24 protein-coding genes are annotated in these 25952 nt (G+C 62.6%); 3 read left to right on the forward strand and 21 right to left on the reverse strand.

Features of this window, described 5'->3' with window-relative positions:
* Positions 1–256: 256 nt before the first annotated feature.
* The 20 genes from ACI3L3_RS05845 to ACI3L3_RS05940 form a co-directional block, all read right to left on the reverse strand.
* Positions 257–3436, reverse strand: a complete 3180-nt coding sequence (locus ACI3L3_RS05845) for an EAL domain-containing protein (RefSeq protein WP_404844178.1) — start codon at positions 3434–3436, stop codon at positions 257–259.
* Positions 3437–3682: 246 nt separating this feature from the next.
* Positions 3683–4339 carry a 4Fe-4S binding protein gene (locus ACI3L3_RS05850; protein WP_404844179.1) on the reverse strand — a complete coding sequence of 219 codons (657 nt, stop codon included), beginning with the start codon at positions 4337–4339 and terminating at the stop codon, positions 3683–3685.
* Positions 4340–4415: 76 nt separating this feature from the next.
* The gene (locus ACI3L3_RS05855) at positions 4416–5081 is read right to left on the reverse strand and encodes a hypothetical protein (RefSeq protein ID WP_404844180.1); all 666 of its coding nucleotides are present in this window, start codon (positions 5079–5081) and stop codon (positions 4416–4418) included.
* A gap of 95 nt (positions 5082–5176) precedes the next feature.
* Positions 5177–5512: a hypothetical protein gene (locus tag ACI3L3_RS05860; RefSeq protein ID WP_404844181.1), complete on the reverse strand. Its 336-nt coding sequence runs from the start codon at positions 5510–5512 to the stop codon at positions 5177–5179.
* A gap of 18 nt (positions 5513–5530) precedes the next feature.
* The gene (locus tag ACI3L3_RS05865; RefSeq protein WP_404844182.1) at positions 5531–6718 is read right to left on the reverse strand and encodes a YIP1 family protein; all 1188 of its coding nucleotides are present in this window, start codon (positions 6716–6718) and stop codon (positions 5531–5533) included.
* Between the two features lie 56 nt (positions 6719–6774).
* A complete protein-coding gene (locus ACI3L3_RS05870) occupies positions 6775–8070 on the reverse strand; it encodes a glycosyltransferase (protein ID WP_404844183.1) in 1296 nt (431 codons plus the stop codon).
* Positions 8030–9127: a glycosyltransferase family 4 protein gene (locus tag ACI3L3_RS05875; RefSeq protein WP_404844184.1), complete on the reverse strand. Its 1098-nt coding sequence runs from the start codon at positions 9125–9127 to the stop codon at positions 8030–8032. Before ACI3L3_RS05875 ends, ACI3L3_RS05870 begins: the two co-directional genes overlap by 41 nt.
* Positions 9128–9140: 13 nt before the next feature.
* Entirely contained in the window at positions 9141–9959 is an 819-nt protein-coding gene (gene fliS / locus ACI3L3_RS05880) for a flagellar export chaperone FliS (protein WP_404844185.1), read from the reverse strand.
* A 21-nt stretch (positions 9960–9980) separates the two neighbouring features.
* Positions 9981–11645, reverse strand: a complete 1665-nt coding sequence (gene fliD / locus ACI3L3_RS05885) for a flagellar filament capping protein FliD (RefSeq protein ID WP_404844186.1) — start codon at positions 11643–11645, stop codon at positions 9981–9983.
* Between the two features lie 146 nt (positions 11646–11791).
* Complete coding sequence (locus ACI3L3_RS05890) at positions 11792–12682, reverse strand: flagellin (protein WP_404844187.1); 891 nt, start codon at positions 12680–12682, stop codon at positions 11792–11794.
* A 487-nt stretch (positions 12683–13169) separates the two neighbouring features.
* On the reverse strand, positions 13170–13973 hold the full coding sequence (gene tsaB / locus ACI3L3_RS05895; protein ID WP_404844188.1) for a tRNA (adenosine(37)-N6)-threonylcarbamoyltransferase complex dimerization subunit type 1 TsaB: 804 nt from the start codon (positions 13971–13973) through the stop codon (positions 13170–13172).
* Positions 13974–13983: 10 nt separating this feature from the next.
* The gene (gene rseP / locus ACI3L3_RS05900) at positions 13984–15060 is read right to left on the reverse strand and encodes an RIP metalloprotease RseP (RefSeq protein ID WP_404844189.1); all 1077 of its coding nucleotides are present in this window, start codon (positions 15058–15060) and stop codon (positions 13984–13986) included.
* Between the two features lie 71 nt (positions 15061–15131).
* Positions 15132–16325 carry a 1-deoxy-D-xylulose-5-phosphate reductoisomerase gene (dxr, locus tag ACI3L3_RS05905; RefSeq protein ID WP_404844190.1) on the reverse strand — a complete coding sequence of 398 codons (1194 nt, stop codon included), beginning with the start codon at positions 16323–16325 and terminating at the stop codon, positions 15132–15134.
* A gap of 63 nt (positions 16326–16388) precedes the next feature.
* Complete coding sequence (locus ACI3L3_RS05910; protein WP_404844191.1) at positions 16389–17228, reverse strand: phosphatidate cytidylyltransferase; 840 nt, start codon at positions 17226–17228, stop codon at positions 16389–16391.
* Positions 17229–17254: 26 nt separating this feature from the next.
* Positions 17255–18007, reverse strand: a complete 753-nt coding sequence (locus ACI3L3_RS05915; protein ID WP_404845205.1) for an isoprenyl transferase — start codon at positions 18005–18007, stop codon at positions 17255–17257.
* A gap of 90 nt (positions 18008–18097) precedes the next feature.
* Positions 18098–18652: a ribosome recycling factor gene (gene frr / locus ACI3L3_RS05920; RefSeq protein WP_404844192.1), complete on the reverse strand. Its 555-nt coding sequence runs from the start codon at positions 18650–18652 to the stop codon at positions 18098–18100.
* Positions 18653–18655: 3 nt separating this feature from the next.
* Positions 18656–19378, reverse strand: coding sequence for a UMP kinase (gene pyrH / locus ACI3L3_RS05925; RefSeq protein WP_404844193.1), 723 nt, complete (start codon positions 19376–19378; stop codon positions 18656–18658).
* A gap of 119 nt (positions 19379–19497) precedes the next feature.
* On the reverse strand, positions 19498–20103 hold the full coding sequence (gene tsf / locus ACI3L3_RS05930) for a translation elongation factor Ts (protein WP_404844194.1): 606 nt from the start codon (positions 20101–20103) through the stop codon (positions 19498–19500).
* A 2-nt stretch (positions 20104–20105) separates the two neighbouring features.
* Positions 20106–20882: a 30S ribosomal protein S2 gene (gene rpsB / locus ACI3L3_RS05935; protein ID WP_404844195.1), complete on the reverse strand. Its 777-nt coding sequence runs from the start codon at positions 20880–20882 to the stop codon at positions 20106–20108.
* Between the two features lie 175 nt (positions 20883–21057).
* Positions 21058–21831, reverse strand: coding sequence for a fumarylacetoacetate hydrolase family protein (locus ACI3L3_RS05940; protein WP_404844196.1), 774 nt, complete (start codon positions 21829–21831; stop codon positions 21058–21060).
* A 526-nt stretch (positions 21832–22357) separates the two neighbouring features.
* On the opposite strand from ACI3L3_RS05940, the gene ACI3L3_RS05945 reads away from it, so the two are divergent.
* On the forward strand, positions 22358–23158 hold the full coding sequence (locus tag ACI3L3_RS05945) for a 2-amino-3,7-dideoxy-D-threo-hept-6-ulosonate synthase (protein ID WP_404844197.1): 801 nt from the start codon (positions 22358–22360) through the stop codon (positions 23156–23158).
* Between the two features lie 370 nt (positions 23159–23528).
* Here ACI3L3_RS05945 and ACI3L3_RS05950 read toward each other — a convergent pair whose 3' ends face one another.
* Positions 23529–24728: a response regulator gene (locus ACI3L3_RS05950; RefSeq protein ID WP_404844198.1), complete on the reverse strand. Its 1200-nt coding sequence runs from the start codon at positions 24726–24728 to the stop codon at positions 23529–23531.
* A 252-nt stretch (positions 24729–24980) separates the two neighbouring features.
* Here ACI3L3_RS05950 and ACI3L3_RS05955 point away from each other — a divergent pair, with 252 nt between their 5' ends.
* A complete protein-coding gene (locus tag ACI3L3_RS05955; protein ID WP_404844199.1) occupies positions 24981–25187 on the forward strand; it encodes a hypothetical protein in 207 nt (68 codons plus the stop codon).
* 310 nt (positions 25188–25497) lie between these two features.
* Positions 25498–25947: a multiheme c-type cytochrome gene (locus tag ACI3L3_RS05960; RefSeq protein ID WP_404844200.1), complete on the forward strand. Its 450-nt coding sequence runs from the start codon at positions 25498–25500 to the stop codon at positions 25945–25947.
* Positions 25948–25952: the final 5 nt, after the last annotated feature.

Here is a 25952-nt window from a genome sequence, read left to right on the forward strand (position 1 = left end):
TCGGAGTCGGTCACTCCCCGGCGGATGAGTCTGGACCATCGCCGCGGTGGCGGCGTGGCGAAGGGCAACATAGTCTTTACAGCCCGCGGAGTCAAAGCGAGATACCAGCCGCCATCATTCCATACTATCTAAGTATGAAATGAGCAATGGCAAGGCATGGTGTCACCTGCCGGACAGCCCCGCCATCCGTGGAATATGATGGATGGCGGGAATTTTTTCTGTGGGGGGGTGGGGCGGTTGTGGGAGGCGCGGCGGTCTACCACTGCGGGGCGCGGGCGAGCAGGGTGCGCGCTTCGGTGTGGGGAAGCGGGTGCGAGAACAGATAGCCCTGTCCGTATTCGCACCCGAGCTTGCGCAGGGCGCGCAGTTGCCCTTCGTCCTCAATGCCTTCAGCGATGACCTTTTTGCCGAGGCCGTGGGCAAGGGTAATGATGGCCTGAACGATTTTGGCGACCTCCGGGGTGGTGAGCATGGCGGCCACAAAGGATTGGTCCACCTTGAGGAAGTCGAAGGGAAAGCGCGTCAGGTATGCCAGAGAGGAGTACCCGGTGCCAAAGTCGTCAATGGCGAGGGAAACGCCAAGGTTGCGCAGGTCGCCCAGCACACGCAGGGCGGTGTCCGCATTGCTCATCAGGCCGCTTTCGGTGATTTCCAGCTTTACCTGTGACGGGGCAAGGCCGCTGCGCTCAATGATGTGCGCCACGGTATCCACAATGCCCGGCGACATCATTTGCGGCACGGCAAGGTTCACGCTGATGTCCGGGGTGCCAAGGGCGTCCTCGCTGCGCCACTGGGCCACGCGGGAGCAGGCTTCGGCAAGGATGTGCTCGCCAATGGGCAGGATGAGGCCGTTTTCCTCCGCAAGGGGAATAAAGGTCCCCGGTGAAACAAGGCCCCGCTCCGGGTTGCGCCAGCGGGCCAGGGCCTCGAAGCCGGAAATGGTCCCGGTGGAGAGGTCCACCAAAGGCTGGAAAAACGGCTCGAATTCTTTGCGCTCCGCCGCGCGCTGCATCTCCGTCTCCAGCAGCAGGCGCTGGGAGGCATGGGCGTGCATGGTGGGGTCGAAGACGGCGCTTTGTCCTTGCCCTCTGGCCTTGGCGCGGTACATGGCGATGTCCGCATTGCGGACCATGTCTTCGGCGGAGAAGGCGTCCAAGACATCCACCGCAATGCCGATGCTGGCGGTGGTGAACAGCTCGTGTGTGTCGATGACAAAGGGCGGGCGCAGGGCCTCGTGCAGGCGGTCCGCCACGGTGTGTGCGTCGCCGGCGCTGGCAACTGGGGAGAGCAGCACGCCAAATTCATCCCCGCCAAGGCGGGCCAAGGTCTCGCCCCCGCGTAGTGCGCTGGTGAGGCGGCGGGCAATTTGGGTGATGAGGCGGTCCCCCATGGCGTGGCCGAGGCTGTCGTTGACGTTTTTAAAGCCGTCCATGTCAAGCAGGAGTACGGCGTAGCCATGCCCCGCGCGGGCGGAGGACGCCTTGATGCGGTCCGCCCGGTCCACGAAAAGGGCGCGGTTGGGCAGGCCTGTGAGGGCATCGTGAAAGGCGTCGTGCTGGAGTTGTTCCTCGGCGCGTTTTCGTTCGGTGATGTCCATGGCGTAGATGTGCAGCTGCTTGTCGCCGGGGATGGGGTGGTACACCCACGAGTAGGTCCGCCCCATGACGGTATGCTCAATGGCATCGGAGTCCTGTTCCGAAGCCAGCGCGGCGGCGGCGATGTGCTCGTGCCCCTGCGGCAAAAAGTCGCGCGGGCTTAGAAGGCCAAGGCGCTGGATATGCGCGGTGGCCGAAGGGTTGGTGTAGGAGATGTTCCCGGTGGCGTCCACGGCCAGTACGGGGTTGGGATTGAGTTCCGGAAACGTGGCAAGGCGGCGGATTTCCCGCTCCTGCTCACGGATTTGGGTCAGGTCCGTCACAAGGCTGAATGCGCCGATGGTGACGCCGTCCAAGTCGAAAATGGGCGCGACATCGTAGCGGAAATGGATGGTGCGTCCGGCCTGTGTGGTCAGGGACATTTCAATGTCCTGAAAGGCCCGCCGCTCGCGCATGGCGCGTCCTGTGAATGTTGTGTGGTCCGTGTCGCCGTAGAAGAATTCCGCGATGCTTTGCCCCACGTATTCCTCTGGCGCTCCGCTGCGGTCGTACATATCCAGATAAGGTTGGTTGACGTAGGTCAGGCGCTCCTCGGCGTCCGCGACCACGCAGGGCACGGTGAGGCCGTGGAGGATGCCGTTCAGGTAGCCCATGCGCTCCTTCATTTGCTGGACCATGCGCTGGATGGAGGTGGCGAGTTTGCCGACCTCTGCGCTGTGGTCCGTTGGCAGGGTGGCGGAGTAGTTTCCGCGCGACACCGCGTGGGAGTAGTGCACCACTTCGGCGAGGGCCACGGACACGGAGCGGTAGGTGCGGATGACCATCCACACGGCAAAGGCCAGCGCACAGACGCTGAGTGCCAGCCCCATGGTGCGCCATGTGGCGTAGCTGTTGCGGCGCAGGCGGATGAGGGTGCCCAGTTCATCAAGGGCGGTGTTCATGAGGCGGACCTCCGCGTCCGTGGCGGTGCGCAGCAGCGCCGGAACATTGGCGGCGGACGTGGGGCTGGTCTTGATGGCGGTCAGCGCCGTGAGCACATCGTCCATGGTGGCGGAAAAGGCCGCAAGCTCGGAGGCAAAGCGGTCCTGAAGCGTGGGGCTTGCGCCGTAGAAGGCGTCGTCCTCCATGATGGCGGCGGCCGCGGACTGCGTCAGGTCCACAAGGTCCCTCTCCTTGATGAGGGCGAGGGTCTGCAGCCACTGCTCGGACAGGGCGGCGCTTTTGGGCGCGTGCACCACTGCGGTGGTGAGCATGCCCAGCTGGTGCGTATGGACGATGATATTGGGCAGAATGCGCGACACCAGCCGCGCAAGGTGGGCGCTGTCGTGCACGGGGTCCACGGTGATGAGCGAGCTGTCCGCTGTGTTGCGGATAAGGGTTTGCAGGGCGGTCATAAGCGGCGGCGGAGTGCCCGGCGTGGGGGGAAGCGCCGGAGCCGGGGCGTTCCATAGCTGGTGGAGGCCGTGGGGATGCGGTCGCATGCGGATGCGGCGGGTTATGCCGACGATGGAGCCGTTGACAAAGCGGTCAAAGTCTTCATCCATGCGCATGAGGTCGGCGATGGTCGCCTCAATGCGGCGCGCGGCCTCGGCCATGTCGCCTTCTGGCGGCACATCCTGCGCGGTGCGTGCTCCGGCGCGGTGCAGGGCCGAAATGTCGCGGAAGAGAGGGGTGGCCGTGCGGATATACCGCGTGCCCACCAACTCGGTGTCCGCAATGCCGATATCGTAGCGGAAGCTGACCTCCATGAACCATGTCAAAATGGCGAGAGGCAGAACAAAGGCCAGAGAGCTGAGCAGCATTCTGGTGGAGAGGTTCAGGGGGCGAAAACGGGCCTCCACGGCGGTGTGCTCCTGTGGTGTGACGTGAAGCGGACAGGACCGCGTCGCCCCCGCGTACCCCATGGAAGAAACTGCAGGGGCGGGCTGGGCGCGGCGGTGGATAACACCTTTGGCAGTGTACCCGAGGGGAAAGAAAAAAGCGACAGCTCTGACGCGATGAGGACGCGCGTGAGGGCTTCGTCACGCAGTGCGGACGTAAAAAAGCCCGGCAGGGCCGGGCTGGAAAGACTGTGCAAGGGGCGCAGGCTAGGAGGGCAGAACAGCGTCCGGCCCAAGGCGCTCCATAAGTGCGCCAAGGCGTTCGCGGGGCTGACGCCGGGTCAGGTAATTGTCCAGAACCTGCGCGGCAAGGGCGGGAATGTCGCTGGCGGCGACGGTGCGGTAGCACTCTGTGGCAAGTCGCGGGTGTCGGCCCAGCTTGCCGCCAAGCTGAACGCGGAAGCCGTGGGGACCGGGCGTAAGCGTGCGCGTTGGGCAGGAGGCCATACACGCGCCACAGCGCACGCAGGCGTCCGCATCAACAGCGGTAACGCAGCCCATGTCATTGGCGACAAGGGCCTTTTCGCGGCACAGGTCAAAGCAGGTGCCGCATCCGGCGCACGGGGCGTCGCTCACCAGCGGGGAAACCGCGCCAATGCAGCCAATGTCCGCAATCTGCGGGCGCGAACAGCCGTTGGGACAGTACGAGATGGAAATGGTGACCGTGTGGTGCATGGGGACCACGCCGCCAAGAGCGCTGTGCAGACGCTCGCCAAAACCGGAGGCGGTTACGGCCTCAAGGATTTGCTCGGGCAGAGTAGGGGCGTCCAGCACGGCGTTGGGGCAGCCGTTGGCGCCGAAGCACGGCGTAATGCGCAGACCGGGGCCTTTGAGAATCTGTGGTGTGGGGCGCTGTGTTGTCATGTGTCCTCTGTGCATGAAGAAGCGGCCGCCGTCTTTGACCTTGGTCAAAAAGGGCGGCCGCTTTTGGTGGCAGGGGCTAGAGCGCGGAGTCGGCGCCGGGGTCCTGAACGGGCTGGTTCCAGTCCGCGACGGGCGCGCCAATGTCCGTGGCAATGGTGCTCATGATGGCCTGAATCGGCTCCATGGGCATGCGCGACTGCTGGGTGAAGAAGATAAAGTCCTTGGTGTGTCCGGGGCTCATCTGACCGGCCTGCGCCATGGACCAGATAAGCGAGCCGGTGGAGGCGTCGTAGATTTCTACGCGAACGGCGAGGTTGGTTTCGCCCTGCGTGCCGCCAAACATCACATGGGTGATGTCTCCGGCCACGATGAGGTCGGCGTGCGCGGCGCGGGCAATGGGCATGGCGTTGGCGGCGGTGGTCCATTTGGCGTCCGGCGCAAAGGTGATGACGGGGAACACCTCGTTTTGCTGCCACTTCTGGAGCAGGGTGCGGGTGAGCTCGCGGCTGAGGTAGCGGTGGTCGTCCACGCGCTGGTGGATGCGCAGCGGCAGGACCACGGCTGTGAGCTTTTGCATGGGGTGGTTTTGCGGATGCACCATGGTCTGGACATCCGAAACATCCACATATTCGTTGATGTAGACGGTTCCCGGGCCGGAGAGGTCGAAGTCTGCGGCGCATGAGCACAACATGAGGCTGGCCGCGAGGGCGGCGCAAAAGAGAGTGATGGTGCGGACGGTCATGGTTTGGGAAAGCTCCTTGCGTTCTTGCTGTTCTGCCGGAAGGCGCGGGGCCTTCCGGCAGAAAGTGAAGCAAGATGCATGCCGCAGGTGAGCGGTTATTGGATGGTCGTGGTGGGGGACGGCGCGGAGTTGAGCGACTCCAAAAGCTGATCGCGCGAGGAGAGCAGGCTTTCGCGCAGTTCCAGCCGCTTTTGCGGGGACAGGCGCTTAAACTCCGGCTTGGAGGCAAGGTCCTCAAGCTGGGCCATTTCCTCTCGGATGCGGCGCAGGCGGGTTTGGAACCTCGGCTCGCTATGCCAGAGTTTTGACGCGGCGTCGGCCAACTCCAAAAGCTCCGCGGATAGTTCCAGAAAGCTCTTGGGGTCGATTTCCTTGGCCCTGCGTCTGGCCTGAATGGTCTCGCGAATGCGCTGTTTGAACTTTTTGATCATGGCCGCTCCTCGCCGGAATTAGAACACGGGCTGCTGTCCCGGACCTGCGGCCAGAAGCACCGCCGTCACAAATGCCGTAAACAGGATAAACGGTATCCCAAGGGCAATGGTGACGCGGGTGTAGCTGGTTTCGTGCGCATGCTTGAGGCCGATAATGATAAGCCCAAGGTACCAAAACGACCCTGCAAGCGGCCCAATAAGCGGCACGGCGGCCAGCAGTGTGGGCGCGGATGCGTACGAGCAAACCCGGAACGTCGTGGTAAACCCGTTCTTGGCCGCCTTGAAGGGCATCAGGGCCAAGTGGGTAATACCCGATGTCACCATAATGCCGACGGCGAGGAGAATAGGCAAGACCATCACGAGCGCGGCAAGGGTCGCGGCGGTGGATGCGGACTCGACGTTATTGCTCTGCGGGAAGATATATGTCGTCAGGTCAAGGCCCATGGTCTGCCACGCCGTCTGGAAGTAGGCGGACAGCATCCCCGTGAGCATATAGAAGGCAAAGGGCCGCTTTTTGCCGGTATCAAGGGGCATGGTGGCAAAGAACAGGCGCGGGCTCAGGCAGATGCGCTTGATGGTTTCCGACAGGCCGTTGAAGAAGCCGTGCTCCTCCAGATGCTCAAAGGGCACGTCGATACGCGGGCGCTCGGCGTCGTGAGTGTCGCGCGGGGGCGGCATGTCGCCGGGGCGGCGCTCGTCTTCGGGGGCCATGTCCTCCAGTTTGGACCAGATGTCATCCGGCGCGTCCGGACGGCGCTGGGGCTGGCCGGGCATGTGCGCATGGCCGGGGGCATGCATGCCTGCGCGGTCTGCCTCTTCTGGCGCTGTGGTGGGCGCTGTGGTGGGCGCTGCGGTGGGCGCGGCGTCATCAGATGCGGGGGCCGCTGGCGCGGCCTGTGTCGCCCCGTCTTCTGGCGTCCCGTCTTCGGGACGTGGCGTGCGGGGTGTGACGTCCTGCGCCGGGGTCTCATGCGGCGTGGACGCGGCGCCGGTCTGGCTGGCCTCCGTGTGGGCGGCGGTGCTTTCCGGCTGGTGTGCGGCGGTTTCGGGCTCGGTCTCTTCCACGTCCTCCTCAAGGGTGAACTCAAGGGGGCGGAAGCGGAACTTGGTATGGCACTTGGGACAGGTTGCCATGACGGACTTGGATGGAATCTTGTCGTCGGCAACGTCCCGGGCAAATTGGCATTCGGGGCAAATAATCTTCATGTAACAACCTTTCTTTTTTGTAGAACTTTGTATCCTACCGGGAAGGTGGTCCGGAATCAACCCATGCTGGGCGCCTCCGGCGGGTGCGGTAAACGCAGAAATGCTGTGGGGCTGGCGGTTTGGGCCTCGTCCATGCAGTGGACGGGCATGCATGGGTAATCGCTGTGCAGACGGTGGGCAATGCCGCCGCCTGCTGCCGCGTCAAAGACGGCCAGCTTTTGCCGCAGGGCGGTGTCGTCCTTGAGCAGTCTGGAGAGGTGCAGAAGCGGCGCGCCGCAGGCAATGCCGACAGGGCCGCCAATGCCGTGCAGGCGCTCATGCACAGGGCGGACGTAGGTCAGGCCCGGCGTGCGGCGTACGGCGCGCAGTTGCAGGTCCGGCCAGAGGCCGTATCCCGTCAAAAAGGCTTCTTCGTCGGGAAACAGTGTGCGCCGGGGAAAGTAGTAGGCGTGGATGTCCGCGTTGTGGGCGGCGCGGACAAGGGCGCGCAAGGCGTGCCACCCCTGCGGGGTCCAGCGTTCGTCCGCGTCGGGCGTGAGCATCCAGTCCGTGGTGCAGGCGGCGAGGGCGGCGTTTCGCTGCGCGGCAAAGTCGCCGCCAAGGGGACGGGCAAGGTGGCGCACCGACGCAGCGCAAGGGAAGTCCACCGCCGGGGGCGCTGGCGCGTCCCAAACCACGATGACCTCATCCAGCCACGGGGGAAGCCCTGCGAAAAAGCCTTCAAGGCCGCTGTCGTGCGGGGAAAGAATAGCGGCGACGCCTATGGTCGGCTCCTGCGCCGGGGCGGGAGCTGCTGCGGCGTCGTGCAGGCGCGCGTCGGTCATGGTGCGCAGGAAGGCCGTCAGGGTATCGCGCTCGGCGCAGGGGGCGCTTGTCTCTCGCTTGGAAGGCTGGTTCTTTGGCGCGTGTGGCCGGTATTCGGGATTGACGCGGAAGAGGGCGGCGCTTGGCCCAACGCCGCAGGTGGTAAGGAGCATCAGATGCGCCCATGGCGAGGTGTCCACCAGCAGAGTGGACCGCGGAGAGCGGCGCAGGGCGTCCAAGGTGCCGTCACTCTCGTGCTGCCGCAGCCGTTCCGGCGTCATATCGACGATGACGAGGGACGCGCCGGGCGGAAGCGCGGCGTCGAGGCGGGTGGCGAAATCCCCGGAGCCAAGGCCCAGCAGGACGACGGTGTCCTTGCCCGTGGCCTCCAGTTGGCGCAGGGTGGAGGCAATGTGCCGCGCGGCGGCGGTGGCATCCAAAGGCGCAGGGGCATGCGCCGCATGCGCCGCGCCAAGGCGGAAGGATAGAACTTCCTGCGTGTGGCGTTTAAACAGACGCCGAACTGGCGGAGTAAGGGGCGTTGGCATCAGTGGTGCGACGGTCCAGCAAATCCTGATACAGGGTTTCGAGGGCGCGGGTGACATGTTGCACACGGAAGTGCCGCACCGCCTTTTCCCTGCCCCCTGCACCCATGGTTCGGGCAAGGTCCGGGTCGGTCAATAGGCGCGCAATGGCAGCGGCGTAATCGTCTTCCGTGTTCACCACATAGCCTGTCACGCCGTCATCCACAAGCTCCAGCTGGGCATTGTCGCGCATGCCTTCGGCGGGGTGGGTGACCACAGGCAGTCCGGCGGCCATGGCCTCGGCAATGGAGAGGCCAAAGCTCTCCCCCGTGGCATTGGCGTGCGCAAGCACGCTGCATGAGCCATAAAATGCGGCAAGGTCGGCTTCCGTGACGGCGGGGCCGCAGTACTGCACGTGCTGGTCAAGGCCGCGCGCGGCAAACCAGTCGCGGACCTCGGGCGTTGCGCCAATGATGCGGTAGGTCGCGTCCGGCACGCGGCGCAGAAGCCGCGGCAGAAAGCGGTAGCCAAGGGGTGACCATTTGCCCGGGTCCGGGCGGGAGACACGGCCGGCGGTGTGGCCCGTCCAGTCGCGCGGGACGGGGTTGTCCACATAGAAGTCCGTGTCCACGGGGTTGTACAGCACCTGATAGCGCGGTGAGGCCGGGATGCCGTTGACCGTCCGGTAGCGCCACAGGCAAAAATGCGAGACGAACAGGTGCCTGTCGATGATGGAGGCCTGCGGGCTGGGGTCGAATCGCCCAAAGACGTTGGTTTCCACCACGTGGGGGATTCCGGCAAGGGCGAGGGTGCGCAAAAAGCGCGGCTCGGGCCAGCCCGCGCGGTGGATATGCGCGATGTCCGGCCCAAGACGGCTGGTCAGGTCCAACAGGTCGCCGCCGACAAACACCTCAACGCCCGCATCCTGCAACGCCCTGCGCCGGGGACCGTCCTCAAAGCTGTAGACAACGGGGGTAAAGCGTTCCCGGTCAAGGTGCGACACGAAAAGCTGCATCGTCTTTTCCGTGCCGCCAAGGCCAAGATTTTTGACGATGTGCAGGACGCGCGCGGGGTGGGACATGGCCTTTTCCGCCCTATTTGATGGTGCCGGAGGGGCCGTAGGTTCCGGGCATATTCTTGCGCCGGAAGGTGCTGGGGCGCTTTCCGGTGGACTCGTCCTCGTCCTTGGCGGTTTTGTCCAGCAGGCCGGGGATGATGCCGCCACTGATGGAGGGAGCGGGCTGTGCGGGCTTGACCGGGGCCTGAGGCTGCTTGGCCTGAGGCTGCGGAGCGCTCTTTGGCGCAGGCGCGCCCTGCGGCACACCGGCAAAGGACTGCCCGAGCAGGTCCGGGAAGCTGCTGACCTTGGAAGTTTTTTCCGGGTGCTCCGAAGGGGCGGACAGCTGCGGCGTTTGCGGCGCGCCAGAAGAATCTGCGGACGATTCTGCGGACGATTCTGCGGACGGTTCGCCGGAAGGCTCGCCGGATGCGGCGCTTTGCGGCGCACGCTGGGCGGGCGCGCCAGCCGTGGAGGCAACCTGCTGGCCGCCGCCACCCTGAATTTCCTCAAACGCGTCCTTGAGGCCCTCAAGGATGCGGATGATTTCGTCAATGATGCTGACGTCCATATTCATATTGGCGCGCAAAAGCCGCGTGCTGCAATAGAAATACAGCTGGTGCAGGTTCTGCGCGACCTCGCCGCCCTTTTCGTTGTTGAGGCTCTGGTCGAGCTCGGCGATGACGTCGAGCGCTTTGGAAATAAGCACGCCCTTCTTGGCGAAGTCCTTTTCCGCGATGCGCTCCTTGGCTTGCATGAGGTATTTGATCGCACCGCTGTAGAGCATGATGAGAATATCGCCCTGCGACGTGGTGCTGACCTGGGTCTGGAGATAGGCCTTGGCGCCTTTGATCATGGATGGCTCCTGAAACTCCGGTTACTTGGAGGAAAGTTGCTTCAACTGGGATTCCAAAGACTTCTTCTGCTGCTCGTACGTGCCAAGCGTCTCTTCCAGTCTGGCATACTTGAGCCGGAGTGTCTTTTCGAGCTTAATGAGGCGTGTTTCCTCATAGTCGATCTTCTTTTGGATGTTTTTGATGATGTCCCGATAGTTGTTCTCAAGGATTTTGAGTGTCCCATCTTGGACGTCTGTCAGGTCCGAGAGAACATCGTAGAACTCACCGGCCTTGCCCTGCTTCACGCGGGCGTTGCCGGAGTGCGTCCCGGCATTGAGGTTGTTGATCGTCAGCGACAGACCGGATTCCGGGTTGCCCGACTTACCGGTAATCTTGTTGCCGTTGATGGTGGCCTCGTTGCCGTTGATGGTGGCGGCGGTGATGGTGCCGCTGCCGTCAACGGTGTATTCCACGGCGTATTCACCCGGCTCGGTGATGCCGGGAATCATGGACTCGAAGGCGAAGTCCGAGGTATCCGTCGCGCCTGTGCCCTGTGAGCTGAACAGCTCGGCCACGGCGTCGGAATCGTTCTCCAGCGCTTCAAGGAAGTCGGCTTCGTCAAAGACCAGCAGGCCCTGCGTGGGGGACCCTTCCGTGGCGTCGGTCAGGATGCCAATCTGCGCAAAGGTGGAGTAGACGTCGTCGTCGTAGTCAAAGCCGATACCCTTGGTGGCGGTGACGTCCTTAATCTGCGTTGCCACAATCTGCAGGCCGTAGTTGCCCTGCAGGATGGCGCCCTTTTTGGTCTCTTCGTCGTATTTGGTCAGCGCGCGGATGGAGGCGCGGACCTCGTTGACCTTGTCCACAAAGGTGCGGACCTGCTCAATGATGGCGTCCGTATCGTTGGCGATGGTGATTTGCGTGGTGCCCGTGGCTTTGAGGTTCATGGTCACGCCCTCAATGGCCTGCGTCACTGCGTTTGTGGCCAGTTCGATGTAGGTGCCGTCATTGGGCCAGCCGTCCACGGTAATCTGCGAGTTTTGCGCAAGTTGGGTGTCGTCGAAGCCCCCTGCCCCGTAATTGGTAAGGGTGGTTGAACCGTCAATGGTGATGGAGTTGTCCGCGCCAAGGTCCATGCCCTTGACTTGCAGAAAGTAGTCACTGCCGTTGTAGAGGATGCTGGCTCGTACGCCGGGGTTGTTGTTGTCCTTATTGATAAGGTCGCGCAGGCCGGCGAGGGTGGTGCCGTTTGGCACGTCAAGGCTGACGGATGTGGAGCCGTAGGTGTAGTCAAACACCAGCGAACCGCCGGAACTGTTGATGGACGTATCTTCCGTTGCAACGGCGAATGTGCTGGTCTTTATCTCGTTTTGGGCGAGCTGCTTGACGAAAATTTCGTGCGAGCCTTCCATAGCGCCGCTATCCGCAGAGGCGGACAGCACACTGGACGAGGAGACGTCCACGTTCTTTTTCAGGAACTCGTCCAAGGTGTCCATGGAGCGCATTTCATTCTTGAGGCTGAGCATCTGGGAGTTGAGGGCAGTGAAATACTCCTTCTTCTGAACCCAGGACTCCTGCCAGCTTTCAAGACGTTTCTTGTGAAAGCCCTCGGCAGTGAGTGTGGCCTCGATGATTGCGTCGAAGTCGGTCCCATTGCCGAGACCGGTGAAGTGGATTGCGCCTGATGTTGTAATTTCCGATGGCATGTGGGGTCCTCTCAGGAAAATTTTGCCGGGTGCCGAAGTATTCACCAGAATTTGTGCAAACGCAATGCCACTCAAACAGAGACCGGGGCGCGCGATGTCCGCACGCCCCGGCCAGTTCAGGGTGTTAAGCCGTTAGCGCGCTAGCCCTAACCGCCCAAGAGCTGCATAGCCAGCCTCGGCAGAGAGTTGGCCTGGGCGAGCATTGCCACTGCGGACTGCGACAGAATCTGCTGCCGCACGAACTCGGTCATTTCAAGGGCCACGTCCACGTCCGAGATGCGGGATTCGGACGCCTGCAGGTTCTCAGCCTGAATCTGCAGGTTGGAGATGGTGTTTTCCAGCCGGTTCTGCAAGGCACCGAGCTTGGCTCGGATGTTGTCCTTGGAGACGATGGCGTCGTTCAGCCCCTCCAGGGCGTTCTGGGCAGCGGACTGGGTGGAAATGGTGTAGCCGCTGTCCGTGACATCTGCCTGGTTGCCGACACCAAGGGCCGATGCCGTCGCGGTGTCGATCTTGATGTAGTAGTAGTCCTCTGCGCTGTCGTTTGCCGAGCCAAAGTGGACCTTCAGCTGACCTGTGGGCGTCAGGCCTGTGCCGTCATGGGTGCCGGACAGGTTGCCGTTCAGCAGGTGGATGCCGTTGAAGTCCGTGGCGTTGGCGATTCGTGTGATTTCCGACGCCATGGCCTGATATTCGGAGTCGATAATCAGGCGCTGGGTGGAGTCGTACGTACCGGTGGCGGCCTGTTCCGCAAGTTCCTTCATACGGACGAGCTTTTCGTCGATGACGCCAAGGGCGCCGTCTGCGGTCTGGATGAGCGAGATGGCGTCGTTGGCGTTACGCACGCCCTGGTTCAGGGCGGCAATGTCGGAGCGCATAAGCTCTCGGACGGCAAGCCCTGCAGCGTCGTCTGCCGCGTTGCCGATGCGGAGGCCGGACGACAGACGCCTTGTGGAAACGCCAAGGGCGCCGAATGACATACTCAGGTTGCGGGCAGCATTCATCGCCATGAGGTTATGATTGATAACCAGAGACATAGTACTTTCCTCCTTGAAAGCGTTTGTCTTCCTCGTGCTTGCGGCGTCCTTGCCCAAGCGATTACGGCCCTAAGGCCAGAGAGAAATCATGTGTTTGTGACCACACCTCCTTGCAGCTCTTGAGTGTGCCGGGCTGTTGCTCAATGTATCGTCGTGATGGGCGGAAAACTTTAGTATGCAGTGTGGCGGCTACTGCGTTATATATTTCGGTATGTTGCGTAGTTGTGTAGTGTTTGATGTGCGTTTTGTGTTGTTTTGTGTGGTGTGAAAAGCGTAATGAGTGCGAGGTGTTGCATTTATTGCGGGCTGCTTTGGGCAGAAGACGAAAAAAATCCCCTCACTGGTGCATCCAGTGAGGGGAAAATGCGTTGGGTCTTTGGCTGGTTGGGGCGGTGCGCCGCCAATACCGCGGGTGGAACGAGGCAGAAAAACATCCGCCACAGGGAGGAAATACCGCTCGCGGTGGGGCGTGTGACCGGACGGCGTGCTAGGCGTCGGCCTCGCTTCCGCTTGGGGCGCGCAGGCTGGAGGTGGCGTCGTCAAGGCGGCGTTCGGCCTCGTCGGGGTCCATGCCCCGGCGCTCGGCTATGCTGCGCAGATTGTCCTCAGCGTCCGAGGCGCGCAGGTACAGCGGATCGACGGGCGCGGCGGAATACTCGGCGGCGCAGGCCGCTTCGGCATAGACCTCGGGCAGAGGGTGGTCGAAGCGCGGCGGCAGGATGGCGCCGGCAAGGGGCGACTCGGCAAAGAATGCCGCGTTGCGCCGAAGGCCGCTGCCCAGCAGGGCAAGAGGGCCGTCAAAGGTCGCGCACAGGGCCAGGGTCTCGTCCAACGACAGCGGCGCGGGCGCGGCAAGGGCCGTGCGCGTGGCGGCGGCAAAGGGCTGTACATACACCTGCCGGGTGCGGGAATGCGTGACGGCGACGATGGTGCCTTCGGCCATGGGGGCCGGTCCAGCGGCCAGCAGGGGCAGATAGTCCAGCCCAGCCATGGGCACGCCAGCCGCGCGGGCAATGCCAAGGGCGGTGGCGAGGACCATGCGCAGGCCGGTAAAGCTGCCGGGGCCGCGTACACAGGCGATGCCCGTCAGGTCAGCGGTGGTGAGGGAGGCGCTGTCCAGCAGACCCTTGATGGCCGGGGCCAGAAACTGCATGGCGCGTCCGGGCACGGTCCATTGCTGGGCCGCGCCGACAAGGCCGTTTTGGGCCAGAACAAGATGGAGCCGGTCCTCGGTGCCATCAAGCACGAGGACCGGCGCGTCAAAGGTCGGTGTGGATTGTGGTTTACCCATGATGTGTCTGCTACATCGCCGATGGGGCGAAGAGGCGGTAGATGTCGTTGTAGGTGGCAAGGACCATCAGCGAGATAAGCAGGATGATGCCAAGTCGCGTGGTCATAATCTGCCACTTTTCGGGAACGGGCTTGCGGAACACCATCTCGAAGGTGAGGAACAGGATATGCCCGCCGTCCAGAACCGGAATGGGAAAGAGATTCAGCAGGCCAAGGTTCACGCTGATGATGGCCGTCAGGAACAGCACCTCCATCAGCCCGCGCTTGGCCTGTTGGTTCACCATCTGGGCGATCATGATGGGCCCGCCCACGGTGTCCAGTGGCACCACACGTTCGAACAGCTTGCCGATGCCGCGCATGGTCAGCTCAATGACCTGCCATGTCTGGTTGGCGCCCTCAACGAAGGCGCGGCCGGTCCCGAGGGGAATGGTGACGGTTTCACCGGCGGCGCTGACGCCCACCATGGGCGTGGAGATGGTCTCGCCGAAGATGTTTTTGCGCTCCATCACGCGGGGGACGACGTCCAGTTCCAGCGTGGCGTTGCCGCGTTGGACGGTGAAGTCCAGGGTTTGGCCCTCACTCTTCTGGATGGCATCGGCCATTTCGCTCCAGAAGGTGATGCTTTTGCCGTTGACGGCCAGCACTTCGTCACCGGGCTGGATGCCTGCCACCTCTGCGGCGCTGTCCGGCTGAATGCCCCCGATGGCGGGCTTCAGCTCTATAAGGCCGGTGGACATGAAAATGCTGGAGTAGATAACCCACGCGAGGATGAAATTAAAGATGGGGCCCGCGGCCACCACGCACATTCTGTGCAGGGGCGGGCGCTGGGAGAAGTTTTGCTCGGGGGTGAATCCTTCGGGCAGTTCGTCATCAGGATTTTCGCCCAGCAGCTGCACATAGCCGCCAAGGGGGACGGCGGAGAGCTGATAGCGCGTTTGTCCGCCCATGAAGGAGAACAGCTTGGGCCCGAATCCAAGGGAAAACGTGCGAACACCGATGCCGAGGAAACGGGCGGCGAGGAAGTGCCCAAGTTCGTGGAAGAAAATGAGCGCTCCGAGGACGAGAACGATTGCGATGGGTCCTTGCATGTTGCTTTAGCCTCGGCTTTGGCGCGTGACGCGTTGCCGGTTTGGGTGATGGTTTCCGGATGCCCTTACGGTCAGGCGGACGCCCATTTCCGGACCTCGGCCCGGGTGTTTTGGTCGAGGGCGAGGATGGCTTCCAGGCTTTCGGCGTCGGCTCCCGTGTGGGCGTCCATGGCGCGCTGTATGAGCGCGGGAATATCCAGGAATCCTATCCTGTTTTGCAGGAAAAGGTCCACGGCGATTTCATTGGCCGCGTTAAGGACCACGGGATAGCTTGCGCCTGCGCGCAGAGCGTCGAAAGCATAGCCCAGACAAGGAAATATATTTAACGCAGGGGCCTCGAAGGTCAAGTGCCCAGCCTTCACAAGATCCAGCGGCTCAAGGGACAGACCAAGGCGATGCGGCCAGCCAAGGGCGTAGGCAATGGGGATGACCATGTCCGTCGGGCCCATGTGCGCCAGCATGGAACGGTCCTCGTACTCCACAAGGGAGTGGACCACGCTCTGCGGGTGCACCACCACGTCGATGGCCTCCAGCGGCAGGCCAAACAGGTGGTAGGCCTCGATGACCTCAAGGCCTTTGTTCATGAGCGTTGCGGAGTCGATGCTGATCTTGGCGCCCATGGACCAATTGGGGTGGGCAAGGGCTTGCTCGCGGGTGACGCCCTCCAGTTCCTCTCGCGTTTTGCCCCGGAAGGGGCCGCCGGATGCCGTGATAATCAGGCGGCGGATGTCGCGTTGGTCGTGCCCGCACATGCCCTGAAACAGCGCATTGTGCTCGGAATCCACAGGCAGGATGACCGCGCCGGTCTCATGGCAGATTGTGCGGAACAGGTGACCGGCCAGCACAAGGGCTTCCTTGTTGGCGAGGGCGATGGTCTTGCCTGCGCGGGCGGCGGCGAGGGTGGGCGGCAGACCTGCCGCGCCAACCTGCGCCGCGAGGACGATGTCGGCCTCGGGCATGGTGGCGAGGTCCACATAGGCCTGTGGGCCAACGAGAATGGCGGGGGTGTAGCCCTCGGGCAGGCGCTCGCGCAGTTCGCTGGCGGCCTCGTCGTTCAGGACGGCGAGGAAGGGTGGACGCAGGCGGGTGGCCTGCTCGGCCAGCAGGGCCGCGTTGCGGGCGCCGGCAAGGGCCAGCACCTCAAAGCGGCCGGGATGTTCATCCAGCACCTTGATGGTGCTGACGCCGATGGAGCCGGTGCTTCCCAGCAGAACGAGGCGCCGTGCGCTCTCGGCCGGGGGCGTGAGGGGGGAGATGTACGTCATGTCCTGTGTCTCGAAAGGTGAGGGGCCGCGGCCTGCGCGAAATGCGCCATGGCCGCGTCCGCCCTACCGGAAGAAGTGGAAGATGGCATCCAGCCCGGCGTAGGTGGCTACGGCCAGCAGCAGACTGTCGATGCGGTCCAGCACTCCGCCGTGACCGGGGAGAATGGTGCCGGAGTCCTTGACGTTCTGCCTGCGCTTGATGGCGGACTCGATAAAGTCGCCGAACTGGGAGGAAATATTCAGGCCCATGCCCAAGAGCGCCCACATCCACCACGGGCGGCCAGCGCCGGCACCCGCGAGGAAGTATTCATCCACCGCGCCAGCAACAAGGCAGACCAGCACGGAGGCCGTCATGCCGCCGAGGCTGCCGCTCCACGTCTTTTTGGGGCTGATGGCGGGCCAGATTTTTGGGCCGCCAAAGGTGCTACCCGCGTAGAATGCACCGGTGTCCGCCGCCATGACGGCCAGCAGTACCACGATGATCTCCACGTGCAAAAAGCCGAAGAAGAACTGGAGCATAAGCGGGATGTAGAGCAGGCCGCTGACGAGAATGGCGGCAAGGCCGTAGGACGTGTTCTCGGAGAGGTCGTCCGTGCTTTTGGAATACTTGATGAGGAACCCAAGGCTGGAGACCCAGAAGGCGGCGATGAGCACGCCAAGGATGAGCCACGGGTTGCCGGTTTTTCCGGCCCAGAGGATGAAGATGCCAAGGGCGGACCCTGCGGCGCGGAGCCAAGTGTGGCGGCCGTCCTTCCAGAACATGCCGTAGAATTCCCACAGGCCGACGGCGGCGATGGCCGCGAGGGCGGAGAACTCGAACCAGCCGCGCAGCGCGATGGCGCCAAGCAAGAGGGGCAGGAGGACCAGGGCCGTACGGATGCGTTTTTTGTGAGAGCTGTTCATGGTGCGTGGCGGCTCGGGGCCGGAGTTTAAGCGTTGTGCCCGGAGGTCTGGGCGGACGAGAGCTGCTCGTCGGTACAGCCGAATCGGCGGCCACGGCCCGCAAACGCGGCAAGGGCGTCATGCAGGTGGGCTTCGTCGAAGTCGGGCCAGTGCGTCGGGGTAAAGTAGAATTCAGCGTAGGCGGCCTGCCACAGCAAAAAGTTGGACAGCCGCAGTTCCCCGCTGGTGCGGATGATGAGGTCCGGGTCGGGCTGGCCTGCGGTGTACAGGCGCTCGGCGATGGCGTCCTCGGTGATGTCTTCCGGGCGTGCGCCCTCGGCCGCAAGCTGGCGGCAGGCGCGCAGGATTTCATCGCGCCCGGAGTAGTTGAGGGCGAGGTTGAGGGTCATCTCCGTGCCGTCCTTGGACTGCGACACCGCGCGTTTGACCGCTTGCCGCGTCACCAGTGGCAGTTCGGAGAGGTCGCCGAGGATGTTGAGGCGTATGCCCTGTTCGATGAGGGAGGCCATCTCGCGGTTCATGAACCGCACAAGCAGGTCGAACAGGAAGGAGATTTCCTTTTTCGGCCGTGCCCAGTTCTCGCGCGAGAAGGTATACAGCGTGACGTGGCGGATGCCGAGTTTGCGGCATTCGGTGACGAGGCGCTTTGCCGAAGCGGTTCCGGCCTTGTGACCTTCGCTTCGTGGCATTCCCTGAGCCTTGGCCCAACGGCCATTGCCGTCCATGATGACGGCGAGATGACGAGGCAGTGTGTCGAACTTCAGAGTCATGCTCCGCAGGTTGGCTTGACGCTTGGGCGTCGAAAAAAGGAAAATCCTGCCGCCCCGGCAGAAGGGACGGCAGGACGAAAAGGGCGTAGATATCCGGGGCTAGAGCTCCATGATCTCGTCGTCCTTGGCCTTGAGGAGCTTGTCGGCTTCCTCGACCATGGCATTGGTGATCTTCTGGATCTCTTCCTGCCCGCGGCGCTGGTCATCTTCGGAAATTTCCTTGTCTTTTTCCAGCTTTTTCAGAGATTCGTTGGCATCTCTGCGGACGTTTCGGATAGCGATCTTGCAGTCCTCGGAGTATTTTTTGGCCAGTTTGACCAAATCCTTGCGGCGCTCCTCGGTCAGCGGGGGGATGTTGATGCGCAACAGCTTGCCGTCGTTGACCGGGTTCAGTCCGAGGTCGGAGCTGATGATGGCCTTTTCGGCGGGGGCAAATGCGCCACGGTCCCAAGGCTGAATGGTGATGGAACGGCTGTCCGGCACGGCGATGGAAGCAAGCTGCTTCAGGGGCGTGGGGGTGCCGTAGTAATCCACCATGACGTCCTCGACCAAAGCAGTGGAGGCGCGGCCGGTGCGCAGTTTTGCAAAATCGCGCTCAAGGCTGGCCAGAGCTTTTTTCATCCTGTCCTGACAATCATCCATCACGGACTGCATGGTCTAATCTCCTCCTTCGACGAGAGTTCCGATATTTTCGCCGCTAACGACTTTTTTGATATTGCCGCTCTCGAAGAGGTTGAACACGGCGATGGGCAGGTTGTTGTCCATGGCCAGCGAAATGGCGGTGGAGTCCATAACCTGCAGCCGTTTGCTCAACACTTCGATGTAGCTCAGGCTCGGGTATTTGACGGCATCCTCGTGGACCATGGGGTCTTTGTCGTAAACGCCATCGACCTTGGTGGCCTTGAGGATGGCCTGCGTGTGAAGCTCCGCAGCCCTAAGCGCCGCAGCGGTATCGGTAGTGAAATACGGGTTGCCGGTACCTGCGGCGCAGATGACGACGCGGCCCTTTTCCAGATGGCGGATAGCCCGCCTACGGATGTAGGGCTCCGACACTTCCTGCATGGAAATGGCGCTCATCACACGGGTCTGTATGCCTTCCTTTTCCAGTCCGTCCTGCACGGCAAGAGCGTTCATGACAGTGGCCAGCATACCCATGTAATCGCCCTGGGCGCGGTCCATGCCTTTGGCGCTCGCCGCCATGCCGCGAAAGATGTTGCCGCCGCCAATGACGAGGGCCACCTGTACTCCCATGCGGGAGACTTCCGCGATTTCGCGACAAAATGCGCTGACGGATTCGGGGTCTATACCGAATTTTTGCTTTCCCGCCAATGCCTCGCCGCTGAGCTTCAGCAGCACCCTCTGGAACCGCAACTCACTCATATTTCACACCTTTATACGCTTTCTGTGGTTAATTTGCCAGAACACCGTAACATAATTCTGGCAAAGGTTTGAGAAAAAAAGGCCAAAAAAAACGGGCCTTGCGGCCCGTTTCGGAGAGCTTAGCTTTGGGCGTCTTCGCCCACGGCTACGCGGGCAAATCGGCCAATCTGGATGTTTTCACCCAGAACAGCGACCAGCTCGTTCAGGAGGTCCTGAATGGAGAGCTTGTCGTCTTTTACGAAAGGCTGCTCAAGCAGGCAGACTTCCTTGTAGTATTTCTTCACGCGGCCTTCGACGATCTTGTCGGCAATGTGCTCGGGCTTGCCTTCTTCGATGGCCTGATTGCGGTAGATTTCCTTTTCCTTCTCCAGCATGTCCTGGGGCAGCTCGTCGGGGGAGACGCACACGGGGCTCATGGCAGCAATCTGCATGGCCACGTCCTTGGCAAAGGCCTGGAACTTATCGGACTTGGCGACGAAGTCGGTCTCGCACTTGATCTCGACCATGACGCCCAGCTTGCCGTTGGAGTGGATGTAGGAGCCGACGTAGCCTTCGGAGGTGGCGCGGCCGGCCTTCTTCTGGGCCTTGGCCAGGCCCTTCTCACGCAGCCATGCGACAGCCTTGTCGGTGTCGCCGCCGCACTCGCCGAGGGCCTTTTTGCAGTCCATCATGCCAGCGCCGGTCTTGTCGCGCAGCTCTTTCACCATTGCAGCGGTAATAGCCATTGTTACTTTTCCTCCGCGGATTCAGCTTCAGGGGCCTCTTCGGCCTTATCTTCTTCCTTGGCGGCTTCGGCGGCCTGGGCCATCTGCACTTCCTCCTGGCGGGCGTCGCCTTCGAGGCAGGCGTCAGCGATGGCGGAGGCGAACAGCTTGATGGCGCGGATGGCGTCGTCGTTGCCGGGGATAACGTAATCAACGAGGTCGGGATCGCAGTTGGAGTCGCACACGGCCACGATCGGGATACCGAGCTTGCGGCACTCGCGCACGGCGATGTCTTCGCGCTTGGGGTCAACCACGAAAGCAACGGCGGGCAGGCCTTCCAGGTCCTTGATGCCGCCGAGGGCGAGGTTCAGCTTCTGCACCTCGCGGGTCATGCCCACGATTTCGCGCTTGGGGAACTTGTTGATGGTGCCGTCTTCGAACATGGTCTCCAGCTTCTTCAGACGGTCAATGCTGTGCTTGATGGTCTGGAAGTTGGTGAGCGTGCCGCCGAGCCAGCGGTTGGTCATGAAGTGCTGACCAGCGCGGGAGGCTTCCTGCTTCATGGATTCCTGCGCCTGGCGCTTGGTTCCGATGAAGAGCACCTTGCCGCCGTTGGCGACCTTTTCTGCGATGAAGTCATGGGCCTTCTGGAACAGACGGACGGTCTGCTGCAGGTCCATGATGTGGATGCCGTTACGGGCGCCGAAGATGAACGGACGCATCTTGGGGTTCCAGCGGCGGGTCTGGTGACCGAAGTGAACACCGGTCTCCAGCATCTGCTTCATGTTGACATAAGCCATGGTAATTCCTCCAGGGTTGTTTTCCTCCACTCCGCGTAAAGCACGCCCATAACCCCCTCAACGGAGAGGGCACCCATGGGCGTCAACGTGGAGTGTGTGGGATTGAAATCGCGGCGTTATACTTGGAATGCAAGATGATGGCAAGCAGAAAATGTCCGCCGGCCACCATCCTTCACTACTGCACCCGGGCGGCGGCCGTATCGCCCCCGGAGTGGGACTGCGCGCTCTCCGCCTGAACGGGATTGGAGAGGCGGCCGAGTCCGCTGATTTCTACGCTGACAACGTCGCCGTCAGCGATGGTCGCACCGTTGTTGTTCACGCCGAACATCACCACGTCGCCGGGCAGCAGCGTCATGATGGACGACACGTGGCTGATGGCTTCCAGCGGCTGCATAGTCAGGTCGTCGATGGTGAAGTGCTTGGATGTCTCGTCGTTGACGGCGAGGGCGATGTCCAGCTCTTCAAGGGCGGGCAGGTCCGTTTCAATGAAGGGCCCGACCGGCGTAAAGGTGTCGAAGCCCTGCGCGGCGGCGGAGCCGGGTTCGGCAAGTTCGGGCACATGCGCGGCAATGTTGGCGCAGCATGTGTACCCAAAAATATGCGAGGGCATGTCCTGCGTCTGCACGCCGCGGCATTGCCGCCCGATGAGGATGCCCAGCATGGGGTTGGCCACGGCTTGCTGCGCTGTGGCGGGGATGCTTATGGTCTGTCCGTTGCCAATAACGGAGGACGGCGGCTTGAGATTCAGCCGGGGAGTGGGCTGGGGCGAATCGGTTGGGCGCGCTTCAATGGTGATGATCTTTGAGGGCACGGCCAGCGGGAGGAGGGTGGCTTCCTCGGGCGGGATGATGCCTTCAATACCTTTGGCACGGTCCAAACACTGCAGACCGCCGTCGGTGACGCGCGCATAAAACGAAACGCCTCGGTGCAATACGCGGATTATTCTCATAAGTGCCACCTTGTTCTTTTGGGGTGAGTGGTGCGCGGGACAAAGGGCGCATAGTCCTCTATAGCAGGTGACGGCTGTGGTGTCTAACCCACGGAAAATGTGCAGGGAATCTTTTGCCCCGTGGGCAAGACCCAAGCGCAGAAGCGAGCCGTTACCGTGCGGGTTTTCGGCGGTTTTCCCGTGGCGGGGCCTGGCGGGGCAATGATGATGGTCGCCTGCTGCGCGTCCGGTGTGGAGCGCCGGCGCGTGCGGCGGCGGGGGACTGGGCGCCGCAAAGTCTGCATTCAGGGGCTTGACAACGCTTCGGAAACGGCTCTACATATTGGGGATGCAAAACGTTGCCCCCACCACCATCGCGACCTCCTATTATTACGCTGCGGACATGACGGTCTGTAGCGACTGGTGCGTTGTGCTGTAGGGGCACGGAAAAAACGACAGTCGAGTGTAGCGAGGCCGTTGGATAACATCCAGCGGCCTCTTTTTTTTGTGCGATTTTGCAGCTAAGGGAAAGCGCAGGAGGAATGTCATGCACATTGGAAAAGCCATCCGCTTTGAACGAATTATGAACCGCAATACCGGCCGCGCCATTATTGTGCCGCTGGACCATGGCACCACCATCGGTCCGGTGGACGGCCTCATCGACATGCGCGAGACCCTCGCCCATGTGGCTGAAGGCGGCGCCAACGCCGTGTTGATGCATAAGGGGCTGGTTCCCTGCGGGCACCGCCAGCAGGGGCCGGACATCGGCCTCATTGTCCATTTGTCCGCCAGCACGGTGCTGTCGCCCTTCCCCAATGCCAAGACCCTCACCGGCACGGTTGAGGACGCCATCCGCCTTGGTGCGGACGCCGTGAGCGTGCACGTGAACCTTGGCGACGAAAGCGAACGCGACATGCTGGCCGACCTTGGCCGCACCGCATCGCAGGCTTCGGAATGGGGGATGCCCATTCTTGCCATGGTATACGCCCGCGGCCCCAAGGTCGCCAATGAGTTTGACCCCGACGTGGTGGCGCACTGCGCCCGCGTGGGCATGGAGCTTGGTGCGGACATCGTCAAGGTGCCCTACACCGGCTCGCCCGACACCTTCCGCCGCGCCGTGGCCGGAGCCTGCGTGCCTGTGGTCATTGCCGGTGGTCCCAAGGTGGACAGCCCGCGTGACCTGCTCCAGATGGTGTCCGACTCCCTCGATGCCGGCGGGAGCGGTTTGTCCATTGGCCGTAACATCTTCCAGGCGGAGGATACCTTCAATATGGTCCGCGCCCTGAACGGCCTTGTGCACGAGGGCTGGGACGTGGACAGCGCGCTGGACGTGGCCGAGGGCCGCTAGCGCCACAGCAGGGCGACGTCGTATCGCGGCTGGTGCCCGCCCGATTCTGCCCGATTCTGCCCGATTTAGGCAGACTTTCGCGGTCGTGGTGTCGCTCAAACGCTGCCCCGACGTCCCCCAAGACGCCGCGCCGTGGGCCGCGTGATGCTCATAACACGTCGGCCCGCGCCGCAGAGGGCGCGCCGTGCTTCCGGGCACGCCGCGACCTGACGGCCGGGGACGCCATACCGTTTTCCTTTCCTGCCGCATTCTGCCGGCGCGTATTGCGCTGGTTCTTCTCGCCATCCAAACGAGCACAGGCCCGGAGCGACACTGTCGCTTCGGGCCTGTTGCCGTGGTCCCCTTGGGACCATCCCCTTCCCGCGTAGGACTACGCAGTGAAAAGATCGAGCCGCGCCGGTGCGGCCGGGACGGGGCGTCCTTTCTTATAGGTCATACAGGTGTACTTGACCACCAGCCACGCGTCGGCAAGCGGGGCGGGCAGAAATGCCGGGGCCGACAGTTCCGGGTCCGCCTGCGGGGCGCGCCGGGGAGAGCGGGGTGCGCCGCCAAGAATGCGCTTCATGCGGCGGGATGCGTCGCCGGTGCCGGATTCCTCGGCAAGGGCGGCGGCCACGCGCCGGGCTGTGGCCTCGGGGTGGTCCGTAAAGTGACAGGCGCGGGAGATGGCCGTGTACACCGCGCTTTCGTCGCCGTTGTGCTCCATGGCCTGTGCGTAGGCGCGGCCTGCACCGGTCCAGTCCCCGCGTTTGACCATGGCAGCGCCAAGGTCGATGAACGGGTTGTCCGTCTCTGGGCAGTGCTTCAGCACGCGGATGAAGATGGTGCGCGCTTCCTCGTAGCGGCCAATGCGGGAGTAGGCCGCTGCGGCAAGGCGCATGTATTTGCGGGCCTGCTGTTCGTTGCCCTTGCCCTGCCACGCTTTGCCAAGCCCCTCGTACGCTTCGGCGTAGAGGCGGTCGAGGACGGTCGCCTTGCGGAAGTTGACGATGGCGCCGTTCCAGTCGCGCTTGCCAAGGCGGGCGCAGCCGGTTTTGTAATAGTCGCGGGCATTCTCCGGGGCGGCGACAACGTGCTCCCACTTGCGCATGGCTTTGTCCACCTGCCCTTCCTCGGCTTGGCGCGCGGCGCGTTCAAGGGCGGCGCGCTGGGCCGCGCCAGCAAGGTCGCCCTGCGCGGCAAGGCTCAGTTGGCGCTGGAAATTGTCCTGCGAGTAGGGGCGCAGCAGGTAGCCCGCGCATCCAGCGGCCACGGCGTCCAGCAGGGCGCCCTCGCTGGTATCCGTGCTGGCGAGGATGACCGGGATGCTCCGAACCTGCGGCGCATCACGAAGCATATGCAGAAAATCCAGCCCGCGTGCGCCGTGAAGCTGTTCGTCGCAGATGACGAGGTCGGCGTGTGTTTTTTCGATGAGGGACAACGCCCCGGTGGGCGTGTCCGTCCCGCTGATGGTGTTGACGCCGCACTGGCGCAAAAAGCGCTTGTCCCGCTGGCGGTTGGATTCCGACGCGGTAACGACAACGGCGCTGGTAAAGCCCGTGCGGGTGTGCTGTGGATTCTGGTTGTGCATTGAAATCTCCATAGAGCTGCCACCTCATTCATCGGCAGAAAATGCAGGGGCTTTAGCCCACTAGCGCGAAAAGGGCGGCGCAATGCTCCGGACGTTCACGTCCGTTCCCGCCGCGCCAGCCTACGCGCGGGGCGGCATCCGTGGCAGGGTGCGGGGACTGCCAGCGCCGTTCGTGGGTGTGCAAAAAATTCCGGCACGGAAATTGATTAAAGCCGGACGGATAGCACACCACGAACGGTCAACGGAGGTCGTATGCAGAAGAAGTGTTGCCGTTGTAACGGCGAGCTTGGTGAATGGAGCATATACGTCGAAACAGAGCGCGGCCCCATCTGCGGCGACTGCATTGTAACGGAGGGGCTTCGCGTTGCGCGGCCCGAGCAGCGCCGGAACAATGTCGTTCCGCTGACACGCGAGCGCATCGTCCTTGTTGACGACGCGGCGGGGTGGGGCGCGAAATAACGCGCCACGTCGTGAACGGGCGTGACAATGCGCTTTGATTCACATGCAGGGGCGCTGGGAGGCATTGGACCTTTCAGCGCCCCTTTTTTGCGGCTTGTGGCCGGAGAAGATGGAGAAAATCCCTTTCGCGGCAGTTTTCTTCTTTTCAACGCTATAGATGATGCGGTACGAGTTTGGACCTGTTGCAGGGGAAAAGGGGTTACGAGGGGAATTTGCCTGCAGAGGCGCGGCTTGACCCGTTTTGCCAGACGGGGCGCCTGCGGAGCATCCCCCCGGTTCTTTATGAAATAAATGCTTCTGAGAGGTCACAATGAGAGGGAAGGTCATTATCGGTGCCGTATTCGCCCTTGGGCTGTACGTTGCGCCGAGTGTGCATGCCGGAGGGTATGTGGGCTCCAAGGCCTGTGGAGAGTGTCACGAGGAAGAATATCAGCGGTTTACTGCGCATTCCAAGAAGGCCCGCTCATGGGAGAGCGTGGAAGTGATGGCCTCGGACCTGACGCAGGAGGAACTGCGCGGGTGTTTTGACTGTCACACCACGGGGTACGGCAAAGGCGGCTTCATCAGCCATGACGCCACGCCGCACCTTGCCGATGTGGGATGCGAAACCTGCCACGGGCCGGGCGCAGAGCATGCGGACATGGGGGACCCATCGCTCATCACGCGCACGCCAACCCTTGACGACTGTCGGCGCTGTCATAATGCCAACCGTGTTCAGAACTTTGACTTCAAGCCGCTGATCCACAGCGGCGCGCATTAAGGGGG

The sequence above is a fragment of the Desulfobaculum sp. SPO524 genome, assembly GCF_044987625.1.
Lineage (GTDB): Bacteria > Desulfobacterota > Desulfovibrionia > Desulfovibrionales > Desulfovibrionaceae > Desulfobaculum.